Raw genomic sequence first — 14286 nt, forward strand, 5'->3', positions numbered from 1 at the left:
GCTCTTGCGGTGACCTTCGAACTCCTCCCCGCCGTCGACGTCGCTCAGGGCCAGGCCGTCCGCCTGGTGCAGGGCAAACTCGGCACCGAGACCACCTACGGCTCGCCGCTGGATGCGGCACTGGCCTGGCAAACCGACGGGGCCGAGTGGATCCATCTGGTCGACCTGGATGCCGCCTTCGGCCGCGGATCCAACGCCGACTTGCTGGCCCAGGTGGTCGGGTCGCTGGACGTGAAGGTCGAACTGTCCGGCGGAATCCGGGATGACGCTTCCCTGGAATCCGCGCTGGCCACCGGCTGCACCAGGGTCAACATCGGCACCGCTGCGCTGGAGGATCCGCAGTGGTGCGCCTCGGCGATCGCCCGGTATGGCGACAAGGTGGCCGTCGGCCTCGACGTCCGCGGCAGCACCTTGGCCGCCCGTGGCTGGACCCAGGACGGCGGCGACCTGTGGGAGGTGTTGGCCAGGCTCGACTCCGAGGGTTGCTCGCGTTACGTGGTCACCGACGTCACCAAGGACGGCACTCTGCGCGGCCCGAACCTCGAACTGCTCGCCCAGGTGTGCGCCGTGACGGACGCGCCGGTGGTCGCCTCCGGCGGGGTCTCCTCGCTGGACGACCTGGTAGCACTGGCCGCACTAGCGCCGCAGGGTGTCGAAGGCAGCATCGTCGGAAAGGCGCTGTACGCCGGTGCTTTCACCCTGCCCGAGGCGCTGGCGGCGGTCGCTACCCCCGGGGCGTAGCGGGGTTGTCCCGGCTGGCGTAGCGGGGTTGTCCCGGGATCATCCGGAGGCGATGTTCGCCGCGTGCTGAACAGTCCGGTCACGTTCCCGGGACGTCAGGGTCCGGCGGGGTGACGCCTCGCAGCAGGTCCGCCGCCTCGGACTGGTACGCGTATTCGGCCCAGGCCAGCGGAGTGCCCTGATGTTCGTCGTCGGTGACGTTCGGGTCGGCGCCGGCCGCCAGCAGCGCGCTGACCTTCGCCAGGTCGCCGTCCCAGGCGGCCTGGTGCAGGGCAGTGTGCCCGTCCAGCTTGATGTTCACATCGAATCCCGCCCAGGCGATCCGGTCGATCGCGATGGCATCCGATGCCCGGTGGATCAATGCGGGGTGACGCTCCCGATCACGGGCGAGGATCTCGGTGCCACGATCCCGCAGCAGATACTCTCGGAGCTTCGCCTCGTCGTCAGCGTCTCGACCGCCCAGCATCAACAGGAAGACCAGCGACAACTCACCGGATTCCAATGCCGACGAGAACACCTCCGGCACCATCTCGTGCCGGGAGTCCCGATCGATGGAACTGGCCTCGGCCGACGGGCGCAACCCGACGGCGTGCTGGGATCCGCCCACATCGAAACCCGCCCAGGACAACCGATCCAACGCGTCCTGGTGGCGAGGGAGATAGCCGTCTGCGAATTCCGGCCAGCGTTGCTTGACGCCCGCCACCAGCTCGGGGTGGGAGCTGAGCCAGGCCCGGGCGTGGACATCCTGATCCGGCCCGGCCAGCAGGATCGCTGCAGCCTGGGCGACCTCGTCCTTCCCGCCGACACTGGGCATCGTCCCGCCGAGTACGAGCTCGTGCGTCACCGGGAAGAAGGCGAGCGCATGCGCCCGATCCCGGGGTGTCAGCCCATCGGCCGAGGGTGTCACCAGGTCGATGCGGTGCTGCGCCAGCAACCGGACCCGTTCGGTCAACTGGTGGTCGATCGCCCAGTCGAGTTGCCGGCGCAGCATGTGCGCCGGCGATTCCAGTGCCTCGCCGAGCCGGCGGCGCCAGGGACCACTGTCGCCGCTGCCGAGCCCGAACTCGAAAAGCAGCTCGAGATGGCGGTTGTCGCGAGTGAACATCCGGTTGTACAGCGCCTGGCCGTCGTTCGGATCGGCGCCCCGTTCCAGCAGCAACCGGGCCAGTGCCGACGAATGCGGACGACGGGGCTGACGACCCGGCCCCTGCTCGCCCTCACCGAAGGCGCCGGTGAGCGCCGTGAACGGGGTCGCCTGGCCGCCCCACAGATAGCCGGCATTGACATCGGCGCCGGCCTCCAATAGCGCCGAAGCCGTTGCCAACACGTCGGTCTCGGACGTTCCCGGCACACGCGAGTAGGTCAGGTAGAGCAGCGGAACCCAGCGGTAGGGGCCACCGTCGGCGCGCACCGAAGCGCCGTCGGACCGCAGGTGCCGGCGCACCGCGGCCGGGTCGGCGGCGGCCGCAGCGGCCCAGATGTGCTCGTCGACGATGCCCGGGTGCTCGGCCAGCAGCGCGGCGGCCGAAGCCCAGCGCGGTGGCTCGTCGCTCTGGTCGTAGCGCAAACAGGCCAGCGCGCAGAACCGGTCGGCGGCCGAGAGCGAGTGCTCGTCCACGGACCCGGGATGACGGGTCAGCCTGGCGGCGACCTCGAGGTAGCCGACCAACGCCGGCCAACCGGTGAAGCCGTAGCGACGGGCCACCGTCAGCTGTGCAGCGTGCAGTGGGAATTCCTGCGCCGCAGCGTCTTCCGCGCGTGGATGCCATCGCTGCACCAGGTCGAGCGCATCGGGATCGCCGGCGCGCACGCCGCGCTGCAGGCGCCGCGCATCGGCCCTGAGCCGGTCGAGTGAGGGATTGTCGGGCAGACAGCTGGCCATGATGGACCCCTTCCGTGAGCCCGTGTCCGCGAGTCGGGCCGAAAGGAGGTCGGTCGACAATAAGCACTGCTGCAGGGAGGCTGAGCCCCTTCGAGCGGACGTCCGGCGGTCCTGCCCGCCGTCGTCAACACTAGCGCGGTACTGGAAATTGGGACGTCACAACGGCCTGGTGGCATTCAATGAACATGGGTGCGGAGGTGAGCGGACGGATGGCGACCGAGGCGGCGGGTGAGTTCGCGGAATTCGCCGCGGCCGAGATCGGCGCCCTGACGCGGTTCGCCGGCGTGTTGACCGGCGATCGGCATCTTGCCCACGATGTGTTGACCGACGCGTTGATCGCAGCTTCGGCGCGTTGGCACCGGATCGGCTCGCTGGATCAACCGGCCGCCTACGTGCGGCGGATGGTGGTCACTACGTTCCTCGCCCACGAGCGCCGGGAGCGGCGGCGCCGACCGGATCCGACTGCCGACAACGGGGTTTTCGAACGGTCGCAATCCGATGCCACTGCGACCATGGATGCGCGGCTCGAGTTGGCGGTGTTGATCCAGCAGTTGCCGCAGCGTCAGCGGGCGGCCGTGGTGATGCGGTACTACCTCGACCTGCCCGACAGCGAGATCGCGGCAGCGCTCGACTGTCCGGCGTCCACCGTGCGCACCCTGGTGTCGAGGGCCCTGGTGCGGATGCGGGTCGCCAGCGGCGCTAGCACGTCTGACGAGAACGGCCCGACGAGCGACGACCACACAAAGGGCGCGACATCATGAGTACCGACGACTTGCGTGCGGCGTTGACCGATCGCGAGGAATACGCACCGGACGGCGAGGCGATCCTGGCCGAGGTGGCGGCCGGCAAGGGGCGCGATGTGCGCCGTGCGCGATGGTTGCGGCGCAGTTGGCCGGTGCTGGCCGCGGCCACCGTCACGCTGTTGGTGGTGGCCGGGGCTGTACTCGTCAACATCCAGCACGCGGCGCCGGCGACGCAGTTCCCGGCTGTGCCGACCGGTCCCGGCACCGGTCCCGCCGCCCCCGCCACCACGACGTCGTCAACCAGCGCGGTGGCGTCCGCCGGCACGTCACCCGCTTCGGATACCACCCCGCCGTCGGTAGCTCCGACGGTTGTCGCTGGTGCTGGAAACGGCGGGCCAACGGCGCTCGCGGCCGGGTCCTGGACCTCGCTGCCCGCAGGTCCGCTTACCGCACGGACCGGCGCTGCGATGGCATGGACGGGCCAAGAGTTGCTGGTCTGGGGCGGTGCGTCGGTGAAGTACGAAGGCGGATACGACGACGGCGCGCGATACGACCTCGCGAGCAGGACCTGGCGGCCGATGGCGCCATCGCCCGTGCCCGGCAATGTCCCCGACGCGTCGGCTTGGACCGGTTCGAAGCTGTTCGTTTGGGGCGGTCTGAGCACTCTGGATCCCGGCTTTGCACCGGACGGTGCGGTGGGCAGCGGCGCGCTGTACGACCCGGATACCGACAGCTGGCGGCCGATTCCGCCCTTGCCGGTCAAGGTCTACCTGGGCATCGAGGCTGTCTGGACCGGCACCGATCTGCTCGTGCTGACCTGGGACAACAGTCCCACAGTTGGGCTGCACCGGCTCGACGCGGACACCGACACATGGACGTCTCACACCGATGTCACCTTGCCGGCAGACCATCAGGTTCGACAGCTGCGGGCTGTCGCCGGCAAGGACGCTGTCTATGTGTTCGCCGCCTGGTCCTGGATGAAGCAGGTCTCGGCGAACGAGACCCACGGACGCGATGGCATCGACCTGATCGCGGTAGACGCCGGCAGTGGATCGGCGCTCATCGTGGCTGCCCCCACTGGCCAGCTGTCGTGGTCGGATCCACTCTGGACCGGGACGTCGATCGCGATGCCTGCCGCAGCCAGCTGGTGCGGGATGCACAGCTGCCCATATACCTTCCCCAGCGATGTGTTGGTCGACCCCGGCACCGGTCAGCCGAATGCCAGGGCGGAGCGAGGGTCTGGTGATCTCGCCCAATCCGTCCATGCATGGACCGGCGAGGCCGTGGCGGAGCTGAACAGCCAGCTGGCACACCCGGACGGCAGCGCCCGAACGACCGGTGCGGCGCAGATCGCCGGGCCGAACCTCGACCGTTGGACGAGCCTGCCGGCTTCGCCGGTGACGGCGACTGTCGGCGCGGTGTGGACCGGGGACGCGGTGTTGGTCTGGGGGTATGCGGGCACCGATGCGGCCCCACAGACCGAGATGGCGTTGCTGACGCCAGCCGGCTGAAGTGCGGTCGCGGTCGGCGTGACAGGTTCCTGTGGGTGCGCTTCGTAGACTGGCGTGATGACAGTTGCCGTACGGGTGATCCCGTGCCTTGATGTGTCCGGTGGCCGGGTGGTGAAGGGCGTGCAGTTCGTCGACCTGGTGGACGCCGGCGACCCGGTGGAGATGGCCAGGCTCTATGACGCCGAGGGTGCGGACGAGCTGTGTTTCCTGGACATCACCGCGACCAGCGACAACCGGGCCAGCGCCTACGACATGATCACCAGCACCGCCGAGCAGGTGTTCATCCCGCTCACCGTCGGCGGCGGGGTCCGCACAGTTGACGACATCGATGCGCTGTTGCGGGCGGGTGCCGACAAGGTGTCGATCAACTCGGCCGCCGTGGCCAGGCCCGAGTTCCTGGCCGAGGCGGCGCAGCGGTTCGGCTCGCAGTGCGTGGTGCTGGCGATCGATGCCCGGCGGGTCGGTGGTTCGGCGGCACAGGACTGCCCGTCCGGGTTCGAGGTGACCACCCACGGCGGCCGACAGGGCACCGGGATCGACGCCGTCGACTGGGCTAGGCGGGCCGAGCAGGCCGGCGCCGGCGAGATCCTGCTGACCAGCATGGATGCGGACGGCACCAAGGGTGGTTTCGACCTGCCGATGTTGCAACAGGTCAGGTCGGCGGTGGGGGTGCCGCTCATCGCCTCCGGCGGTGCCGGCACCCTGGAGCACTTTGTCGAGGCGGTCGATGCCGGGGCCGACGCGGTGCTGGCGGCATCCGTGTTCCACTTCGGCACCTTCACCGTCGGTGAGGTCAAGCGCGCGCTCGCCGCCGCGGGGCACCCGGTTCGGCTCACCACAGCGGTGTCGTCATGACGCCAACACCGGACCCTCACTTCGATCCGGAGACCTTGCAGTACAACGAATCCGGGCTGGTCTGCGCGGTGGCCCAGCAGCACGACACCGGCGAGGTACTGATGGTCGCCTGGATGGATGCGGAGGCGGTTCGACGCACCCTGGCCACCGGGATGGCCACCTATTGGTCGCGGTCCCGGGGCGAGTACTGGGTCAAGGGCGAGACGTCGGGACACGTCCAGCGGGTCCTGCAGGTGCGGCACGACTGCGACGGCGACGCGCTGCTGCTCACGGTCGACCAGACCGGCCCGGCCTGCCACACCGGCACCAGGAGTTGCTTCGATGAGACCCGGACCCTCAGCTGACTGCCGCGGCGTGTTGCGCCTCATGCCGCTCGACGCAGTCGGTGAGCAGCTCGAGTGCCCTGGCCACCGCGGGGTGACCGCTGACGGAATCCTTGATCCGGACCATGATTCGCCGGGTCGGCGCGGGATTCACCACCGGCACCGCGGAGAGCCCCGGCGGCAGATTCACCGTGCCGAGTCGGGGTAGAACGGTGATCCCGACACCGGCGGCGACGAACGCTATCGCCGACGGGTAGTCCTGGGCCTGGATCCGGAACGATGGGGCGAAGCCGACCGCAGCACAGGCGTCGAGCACGATCTGCCGACACGGCCCGCGGCTGACGTCGTTGTCGACCCAGCTCTGTCCCTCGAGTTCGGCCAGGTCGATGTCGACCCGGTGGGCAAGCGGATGGCCGTCGGGCATCACGACCAGGTAGGGCTCCTCCAGCAGCTGCTGCGCCCGGTACCCGGTGATCGGGAGGGAGGTCGCCTCGGCGACATAGATCTCCAGGTCGGGCACGAACGGCCGCTCGCCGGCCAGTTCGATGAGTCGCAGGTCCAGCCGCAGCAGCGGGAACTCGCGGGACAGTGCGGCCACGACCGGCGGGATCCAGGTTGCGCCGGCGGACCCGACGTAGCTCACCGTCAGGCTGCCGAGTCGGCCCGCCCGCAGATCGCTGGCCTTGGCCTCCAGTGCCGCCAGCCGCTCGAGCACGTCGCCGGCCTCGGCGGCCAGCGCCAACCCGGCCTCGGCGGCCAGCGCCAACCCGGCCGCGGTCGGCACGATCCCGCGCCCGCGGCGTTCCACCAACGCCAGATTCGTCTCCCGCTGCAGGGCGGCAAGGTGCTGGCTGACGGCAGACGGTGTGTAGCCCAGGGCGCCGGCGGCGCCGGCCACCGAACCAGTGGCCACCACCGCCCGGAAGATGCGCAGGCGGTGCGTGTCCAGCATGTTCCGACCATACAGCGGATCTGAACGATGGTGAAGGAGTATTCGCTAGTGCTTACGCGATTCTCCGACCAGGATCGTGGCGTGGCCCTCCCTGATCATGTCCGATCCGTTCCCACCGTTTCGACACCACCCACGCTCCCTGATCCCACCGCGGTCACCGCACCTACCGCCTCCGCAGCGCCCGCCGGCTGGAAACTGCCGGTCGCGGTGGTCGTGGTGCTGCTGCTCTGGGCCTCGGCGTTCATCGCGATCCGTGCGGTCGGTGACTCCTTCGACCCTGGTGCCTTGGCGTTCGGTAGGTTGTTCGTCGGCTCGATCGCCCTCGGGCTGCTGGCTCTGCGGTACCGGCGGCCGCTGCCAAGGGGCAGATCCCTTGCCATGGTGGCGGTTTACGGGGTCCTCTGGTTCGCCGGCTACACGGTTCTGCTGAACGCGGCGGAACGCCATCTGGACGCCGGGACCGCTGCCATGTTGGTCAATGTGGCGCCGATCCTGGTGGCGGTCGCGGCCGGCCTGTTCCTCGGTGAGGGCTTCCCGCGTCCGCTGTTGATCGGGATCGTCATCGCCTTCGGCGGGGTCGCGGTGATCGCCTTCGGCGGGGTCGGCGGGCACAGCGACGGGTTCGGGGTACTGCTCGGGCTGCTCACCGCCCTGCTCTACGCCGCCGGCGTGCTCTCGCAGAAGGTCGCGCTGCGCAGCGTCGATGCCGTTTCGGCCACCTGGCTCGGCTGCCTGATCGGCACTGTCGTGCTGCTTCCGTTCCTGCCGCAGACGGTGCATCAGGCCGCGGCGGCGCCGGTCGGGGCCATATTGGCGGTGGTGTACCTCGGCATCTTCCCGACCGCGGTCGCCTTCACCCTGTGGGCATACGCGTTGTCCCGCAGCAACGCCGGGGCACTCACCTCGACCACCCTGGCGGTCCCGGCGATCGTCGTACTGATGTCCTGGGCGCTGCTCGGCGAGGTGCCGACCGTGGTGGCGATGATCGGCGGCGGGCTGGCGCTGTTCGGGGTGTTCGTCAGCCGGTTGCGTCCCCGACCAGGGCCGACCGGCGTCGGTGACGCCCGGGCGCCGGAAATCGACTCGTCACCCACTCCGACGACGACGGCGTCGCCCGCCGAGATCCGGCGGGCGACGCCCGCCCCGAGCGAGCCGGGGCCGTCAGCAGCGGCGGAATCCGGCGCTGTTGAGGTAACCGGTGAACAGGGCATTGTTGGAGTACCGCACCGAGTATCGGACGGCTGACTGGGCATAGGTGCCGCACTTGATGGCGGCGCCGCCGGACTGCGCCTGCGCGTAGGGCTTTCCCTTGTTCACCGGACCGACGGTGTGGTAGTTCTTGTTGTTCTGCCGGACTGCAACCTTGTCGATCTGCACCCGGACCACGTGGTAGACCGCCCCGGACCGCTTGCAGTTGTGGTTGCTGCTGAGCCCGACGAAGGCCACCGCGGCGACCAACGCGTTGCGGCGCGGCACATCGGAGCCGACGCCCCACGCCTCCACCCACACACCGTCGTACGCGGCGTTCTCGGGTTTCGCGCAGTAGCCGTAGTCACCGCCCTGATAGTGCGCGGCGGCAGCGGGGATGACGGCCCCGACACTGATCCCCAGAGCGACGGCCAGGACCGCGCCGATCTTGAACAGGCGTCTCATGATGAAGGCTCTCTCTCGGACGGGAGCGGTGGTCGCTCGGTGTGGTTCGCCCCGGGTGGACAGCTGCACCGGCCGCGAACACGGCGGTTCGCACTCGTTGATCTGCCCCGGAACTGGGTGTTATTCAAGCGCCCCGGGTAAACCCGCGTCGGCGTTTGCCGAAAACCGTGCGAAATCCCGGCATCCGACACCGATCCGGGTCGTGACCGCTCGATCAGCTGCGGTCGAGCAGGTAGTGATAGCCGTGGTGCTCGGTGAATCCCAATCCGGCGTAGAGCGCCAGCGCTGCCTCGTTCGCCCGATCCACCTGCAGGTACACCGAATGCGCTGCGTTCGACCGGCCCCAGCGCAACAGCGCCGCCATCACCTCGGTGCCGATCCCGCTCCGGCGGGCCGACTCCGCGACGGTGACCGCGGTGACGCCGAGCCAGCCATCGACCACGACGCCGCGGCCGACCCCGACCACCTGGTCACCGCGGCGCAGCGACAGGAAGGCCGGGTCCGGCCCGGCCGTCAGCACCTGCACCGCGGTCGGCGGTAACGGCTTGCCGCGGTAGAGGTATGACGCCAACCATGCAGGTGCCGGCGCGGCCGATACCGACGCCGTCAGCTCCGGCCGCGGGGTGCACCGCGGCAACACCGCATCGATCGCGGCGGTCTGCACGGACACCCGGTCACCGACACGCAGCCCTGATACCCGCAAGGCGCCATCGACGGCGGTCACCTCGGCCGGCAGACCCGGCCCGGTCGGCAGCTGGTAGATCGGCCGGCGGTCGAAGCCCGCGTACCACCGATCGACCGCCGCGACGGCGTCCGGCAGGTCGCAGCCGGGCGAACCGAGCACCAGTACCGAGTTCGCCCGGCTGGTGAACCCGTTGCCGAATCGGGCGTGCCAGTCGCTCCAACTGCGGGAGCGGAGCCCTGGCCAGCCGGCCGCGCAGATGCGTTCCAGGTTCAGGATGTCGGTGGGCACCTGATGAATGCTAGGCAGCCGGCCCGGCGGCCCGGCGAGCGGCGGTGCCCGATCGGGGACCGGCGGCCGGCGGCGGGCACAATGACCAACCATGCCCGTCAGCGACCGCCGCCTCGGCGAGACCTTCCCGTCCCGTGAGGACTTCGCCGCCCTCGCGGCGCAGGGACGCCGGGTGATCCCGGTGACCCGCACCCTGTTGGCCGACTCGATCACCCCGGTCGGTCTGTACGCGACGCTCGCCGGCGACCGCCAGGGGACGTTCCTGCTGGAGTCCGCCGAGCACGGCAGGTCGTGGTCGCGGTTCAGTTTCGTCGGCGCCGCGAGTGTCGCGGCGCTCAGCGAGATCGACGGTGTCGCAACGTGGTTGGGGACGCCGCCGCAGGGCGTGCCGACGACCGGCGATCCGCTGCAGGTGTTGCGCCGAACGCTGGAGGGCCTGCACACCGAGCCGCTGCACGGCCTGCCGCCGCTGACCGGCGGGATGGTCGGTTACCTGGGCTACGAGATCGTCCGCCGACTGGAGAAGATCCCCCGCGGTTCCGACACCGCCAAGGAGATGCGGGTCCCGGAACTGGTGATGCTGCTGGCCTCCGACCTGGCTGCGCTGGATCATCACGAGGGCACTGTCACGCTGATCGCGAACGCCATCAACTGGGACGGTACTGACGCCAGGGAGGACGACGCCTACGCCGACGCGGTCCGCCGGTTGGACGGAATGGCGCAGGCGTTGGCCGCTCCGGTCACCCTGCCCGCAGCCATCTTCGCCGAGCCGGCGCCGACCTTCCGGCGCCGGACCAGCGATATCGACTACCGCTCGGCGGTCGAGAGCGCCAAAGAACACATCCGGGCCGGCGACGCCTTCCAGATCGTCGTCTCGCAGCGCTTCGACGCGCCGACCGATGCTCATCCACTGGACATCTACCGGGTGCTGCGGACCACCAATCCGAGCCCGTACATGTACTTGCTGAAACTCCCGACCCCGGGCACCGACGGGCGGGAGTACGGCGAGCCGATCAGTATCGTCGGGTCCTCGCCGGAGGCGCTGGTGACGGTCCGGGACGGCCAGGTGACGATGCATCCGATCGCCGGCACCCGACCGCGCGGGGCGGACCCGGAGGAGGACCTACTGCTCGCCAAGGACCTGCTGGCCGACGAGAAGGAACGCAGTGAGCACGTGATGCTGGTGGATCTCGGACGCAACGACCTTGGCCGGGTCTGCGCACCCGGCAGCGTGCGGGTCACCGAGTTCTTCACCGTCGAGCGGTACAGCCACGTGATGCACATCGTCTCGACCGTCACCGGCCGGCTGGCCGGTGGCCGGACGGCCTTCGACGCCCTGGCGGCCTGCTTCCCGGCCGGCACCCTGTCCGGTGCGCCGAAGCCGCGGGCCCTACAGATCATCGAACAACTGGAACCGGCCGAGCGCGGCATCTACGGCGGGGTCGTCGGTTATCTGGACTTCGCCGGCGACGCCGATACCGCGATCAGCATCCGCACCGCGCTGGTCGCCGACGGGATGGCCAACGTGCAGGCCGGGGCCGGCGTGGTCGCCGACTCGATCCCGGCCAACGAGGACGCCGAATGCCAGAACAAGGCCGCCGCCGTACTGCGTGCGGTGGCGGCCGCGGGCACGCTGCGGCCCGTCGCGAGCAATGACAATGTTCCGGGCGCCCGCGCGCGGGACGTGCGGTGAACCGGCGGATGCTGGTGCCGTTGCTGGTGGTGCTCGGCGCCGCCGCGATCGCCGGCGGCGCCATCACCCGCTGGTGGACGGTGCACTGGGTGCACCCGATGCTGGGCGAACAGACGAGCAGCTTCACCGGCCGCCAGGTGGCGCCGGCGCTGCTGGTGATCGCTTTGGTGGCCGTCGCGGGGCTGGCTGCGGTCGCCGCGGCGCGCGGGGTGCTCCGGCGGGTGATCGGCCTGCTGGTCGGCGTCGCCGGGGGTCTTGCCGTGCTGGCCGCCTGGTCCGGCGCCGCCGGCATACCCGTCGAGCGGATCTCCGAGGCCAACCCGCAGGTCGAGCGAGTTCTCGGCGGAGACCGCGGCTGGGTCGGGCCGGTGCTGTCCGGTCTCGGTGGCCTGCTGGTGCTGGTCGGCGGCCTGCTGGTGCTCGCCGGGATGTTCGCCGGCCGCGGCATGGGCTCCCGGTTCGATCGCGGACCGGCCGGTGGGCTGGCCGGGCAGGCCGGTTCCGTGGCCGGAGGAGCCGGGCAGGCCGGTGCCGTGGCTGGAGGAGCCGGGCAGGCCGGTGCCGTGGCTGGAGGAGCCGGGCAGGCCGGTGCCGTGGCCGGTGGTGTGGCTCGCCCAACCGGGTCGGCCGAACAGGTGGCGGGGGACAGCGGCGGGCGGCGGGCCGCTGCCGAAAGCACGGATGACGACGCACGGAACCTCTGGAAGGCATTGGACGCCGGCGACGACCCGACCGCCGGCGACGGCAAGCACCGGTGACCCGGCCGTCACGGCGACCGGAGCGCGACGGCTACCATGAATACCGCTCCATCCCAGGCAGCAGACAGCGGCAGGAGAAGTCCGGTGAACGTACTCGATGCCCTCATCGAGGGCGTGCGAGCAGACCTCGCCGCACGTGAGGCGGTCATCCCGCTCGCCGAGATCAAGGCCATGGCCCAGGCCGCGCGCCCGGCACTGCCCGTCCTGCCGGTGCTGCGGGAACCGGGGGTCGGCGTCATCGCCGAGGTCAAGCGGTCGAGTCCGAGCCGGGGCAGCCTCGCCGACATCGCCGACCCGGCCGCGCTGGCGGCGATCTATGCCGGCGGCGGCGCCAGGGCCATCTCTGTGCTCACCGAGCAGCGCAAGTTCGGCGGATCGCTGGCCGACCTGGACGCGGTTCGCGCGGCCGTGGAGATCCCGGTGCTGCGCAAGGACTTCGTCGTCAGCCCCTATCAAGTGCACGAGGCGCGCGCACACGGGGCCGATCTGCTGTTGCTGATCGTCGCTGCGCTGGAGCAGCCTGTGCTGCACGGATTGCTCGAGCGGGTGGAGTCGTTGGGGATGACGGCCCTGGTCGAGGTACACACCGAGGAGGAGGCCGACCGGGCATTGGCCGCCGGCGCCACCGTGATCGGGGTCAACGCACGCAACCTCAAGACGCTCACGGTCGACCGTGACGTGTTCGCCAGGATCGCCCCCGGACTGCCGAGCGAGGTGGTGGCGGTCGCCGAGTCCGGCGTGCGCGGTCCGGCCGACCTGCTCGCCTACGCCGGCGCCGGCGCCGACGCAGTGCTGGTCGGTGAGGGCCTGGTGACCAGCGGTGACCCTGGCGTCGCCGTCGCCGATCTGGTGACGGCGGGTTCGCATCCGTCCTGCCCCCGGCCGGCGCGCTGACGATGACCGCACCCCACGGCCGCCCGCGGCCAGACGGATTACCCCGTCCCTCCGACGGGCTGACCGGGACCTCGCACGACCCGGACGCCCGCGGCTACTTCGGAAGCATGGGGGGCCGATGGCTCCCCGAGGCACTCGTGGCGGCCCTGGACGAGATCGCCGATGCCTACGACAAGGCCAGGTTCGACCCCGAGTTCCTGACGGAACTGGACCGGCTCGCCGAGACCTATGCCGGACGACCGTCACCGCTGAGTGAGGCGGCCCGACTCACCGAGCACGTCGGCGGTGCCCGGATCCTGCTCAAACGCGAGGACCTCAACCACACCGGCAGCCACAAGATCAACAACGTTCTCGGCCAGGCCCTGCTGACCCGGAAGATGGGCAAGCGCCGGGTGATCGCGGAGACCGGGGCCGGCCAACACGGCGTCGCGACCGCGACCGCCGCCGCGCTGCTCGGCCTGGACTGCACCATCTACATGGGTTCGGTCGACACCCGACGGCAGGCGCTGAACGTCGCCAGGATGAAGCTGCTCGGCGCCACCGTCGTCGCGGTCGACTCCGGGTCCGCCACCCTCAAGGACGCCATCAACGAGGCGTTCCGGGATTGGGTCACCAACGTCGCGAGCACGTCGTACATCTTCGGCACCGCGGCCGGCCCACACCCGTTCCCGATGATCGTGCGTGACCTGCAGCGGATCATCGGCCTCGAAGCGCGGCAACAGGTTCTCGAGCTCACCGGGCGGCTGCCGGATGCCGTGGTGGCCTGCGTCGGCGGGGGATCCAACGCCATCGGCACCTTCCACGCGTTCCTCGACGACCCCGGTGTCCGGCTGGTCGGAGCCGAGGCCGGGGGAGACGGCATGGAGACCGGCCGGCACGCCTCGACCATCTCGGGCGGCAGCGTCGGCGTGCTGCACGGCGCCCGTTCGTACCTGCTGCAGGACGACGAGGGCCAGATCACCGAATCCCACTCGATCTCCGCGGGTCTGGACTACCCGGGCGTCGGCCCTGAGCACTCGCACCTGGCCGAGATCGGCCGCGCCGAGTACGTATCGGTCACCGACGCCGAGGCGATGGACGCCTTCGCCCTGCTCACCAGGACCGAGGGCATCATCCCGGCGATCGAGTCGGCACACGCGGTGGCGGCCGCGGTGAAGGCGGCCGCCGAGATCGGCCCGGCGGGCATCGTGCTGATCAACATCTCCGGTCGCGGGGACAAGGACATGGAGACCGCCATGGAGTGGTTCGGACTCGACCGGCCGGACGGCGTCAGCGCCGCGGCCACCGCGACGAAGTGAGGCACCCGGA

14 protein-coding genes are annotated in these 14286 nt (G+C 70.4%); 10 read left to right on the forward strand and 4 right to left on the reverse strand.

Annotation, left to right across the window (positions count from 1 at the left end; genetic code table 11):
• Positions 1 to 9: 9 nt before the first annotated feature.
• A complete protein-coding gene (priA, locus tag K340_RS0103760; RefSeq protein WP_029135725.1) occupies positions 10 to 741 on the forward strand; it encodes a bifunctional 1-(5-phosphoribosyl)-5-((5-phosphoribosylamino)methylideneamino)imidazole-4-carboxamide isomerase/phosphoribosylanthranilate isomerase PriA in 732 nt (243 codons plus the stop codon).
• A 79-nt stretch (positions 742 to 820) separates the two neighbouring features.
• Here priA and K340_RS36535 read toward each other — a convergent pair whose 3' ends face one another.
• Entirely contained in the window at positions 821 to 2623 is a 1803-nt protein-coding gene (locus K340_RS36535; protein ID WP_051265003.1) for an ankyrin repeat domain-containing protein, read from the reverse strand.
• A gap of 209 nt (positions 2624 to 2832) precedes the next feature.
• On the opposite strand from K340_RS36535, the gene K340_RS27285 reads away from it, so the two are divergent.
• The 4 genes from K340_RS27285 to hisI are packed head-to-tail and all read left to right on the forward strand — an operon-like array spanning position 2833 to position 6076.
• On the forward strand, positions 2833 to 3384 hold the full coding sequence (locus K340_RS27285) for a sigma-70 family RNA polymerase sigma factor (protein WP_161632048.1): 552 nt from the start codon (positions 2833 to 2835) through the stop codon (positions 3382 to 3384).
• Entirely contained in the window at positions 3381 to 4877 is a 1497-nt protein-coding gene (locus K340_RS0103775; protein WP_029135726.1) for a kelch repeat-containing protein, read from the forward strand. Before K340_RS27285 ends, K340_RS0103775 begins: the two co-directional genes overlap by 4 nt.
• A gap of 57 nt (positions 4878 to 4934) precedes the next feature.
• Positions 4935 to 5732 carry an imidazole glycerol phosphate synthase subunit HisF gene (gene hisF, locus K340_RS0103780; RefSeq protein WP_029135727.1) on the forward strand — a complete coding sequence of 266 codons (798 nt, stop codon included), beginning with the start codon at positions 4935 to 4937 and terminating at the stop codon, positions 5730 to 5732.
• Complete coding sequence (gene hisI, locus K340_RS0103785; RefSeq protein ID WP_029135728.1) at positions 5729 to 6076, forward strand: phosphoribosyl-AMP cyclohydrolase; 348 nt, start codon at positions 5729 to 5731, stop codon at positions 6074 to 6076. The genes hisF and hisI overlap by 4 nt, the downstream gene beginning before the upstream one ends.
• Here the strand turns inward: hisI and K340_RS0103790 are convergent.
• Positions 6069 to 7007: a LysR family transcriptional regulator gene (locus K340_RS0103790; RefSeq protein WP_029135729.1), complete on the reverse strand. Its 939-nt coding sequence runs from the start codon at positions 7005 to 7007 to the stop codon at positions 6069 to 6071. The two genes, hisI and K340_RS0103790, sit on opposite strands and share 8 nt — an antisense overlap.
• A gap of 81 nt (positions 7008 to 7088) precedes the next feature.
• Here K340_RS0103790 and K340_RS27290 point away from each other — a divergent pair, with 81 nt between their 5' ends.
• On the forward strand, positions 7089 to 8252 hold the full coding sequence (locus K340_RS27290; RefSeq protein ID WP_211229255.1) for a DMT family transporter: 1164 nt from the start codon (positions 7089 to 7091) through the stop codon (positions 8250 to 8252).
• Here the strand turns inward: K340_RS27290 and K340_RS0103800 are convergent.
• Together K340_RS0103800 and K340_RS0103805 are read right to left on the reverse strand one after the other, a co-directional pair.
• Positions 8169 to 8660 carry a hypothetical protein gene (locus K340_RS0103800; RefSeq protein WP_029135730.1) on the reverse strand — a complete coding sequence of 164 codons (492 nt, stop codon included), beginning with the start codon at positions 8658 to 8660 and terminating at the stop codon, positions 8169 to 8171. The two genes, K340_RS27290 and K340_RS0103800, sit on opposite strands and share 84 nt — an antisense overlap.
• 214 nt (positions 8661 to 8874) lie before the next feature.
• On the reverse strand, positions 8875 to 9633 hold the full coding sequence (locus K340_RS0103805; protein ID WP_051265007.1) for a GNAT family N-acetyltransferase: 759 nt from the start codon (positions 9631 to 9633) through the stop codon (positions 8875 to 8877).
• 91 nt (positions 9634 to 9724) lie between these two features.
• Between K340_RS0103805 and K340_RS27295 the strand changes: the two genes are divergently transcribed.
• Genes K340_RS27295 through trpB form a run of 4 tightly spaced genes read left to right on the forward strand, consistent with a single transcriptional unit; the run spans position 9725 to position 14276 of the window.
• Positions 9725 to 11326 carry an anthranilate synthase component I gene (locus tag K340_RS27295; protein WP_051265009.1) on the forward strand — a complete coding sequence of 534 codons (1602 nt, stop codon included), beginning with the start codon at positions 9725 to 9727 and terminating at the stop codon, positions 11324 to 11326.
• Positions 11323 to 12084: a Trp biosynthesis-associated membrane protein gene (locus tag K340_RS33815; RefSeq protein ID WP_029135732.1), complete on the forward strand. Its 762-nt coding sequence runs from the start codon at positions 11323 to 11325 to the stop codon at positions 12082 to 12084. The genes K340_RS27295 and K340_RS33815 overlap by 4 nt, the downstream gene beginning before the upstream one ends.
• Positions 12085 to 12120: 36 nt before the next feature.
• Positions 12121 to 12978 carry an indole-3-glycerol phosphate synthase TrpC gene (gene trpC, locus K340_RS0103820; protein WP_051265011.1) on the forward strand — a complete coding sequence of 286 codons (858 nt, stop codon included), beginning with the start codon at positions 12121 to 12123 and terminating at the stop codon, positions 12976 to 12978.
• A gap of 2 nt (positions 12979 to 12980) precedes the next feature.
• Positions 12981 to 14276, forward strand: a complete 1296-nt coding sequence (gene trpB, locus K340_RS0103825) for a tryptophan synthase subunit beta (RefSeq protein ID WP_029135734.1) — start codon at positions 12981 to 12983, stop codon at positions 14274 to 14276.
• Positions 14277 to 14286: the final 10 nt, after the last annotated feature.

This window comes from Nakamurella lactea DSM 19367 (assembly GCF_000426645.1).
Taxonomy (GTDB): domain Bacteria; phylum Actinomycetota; class Actinomycetes; order Mycobacteriales; family Nakamurellaceae; genus Nakamurella; species Nakamurella lactea.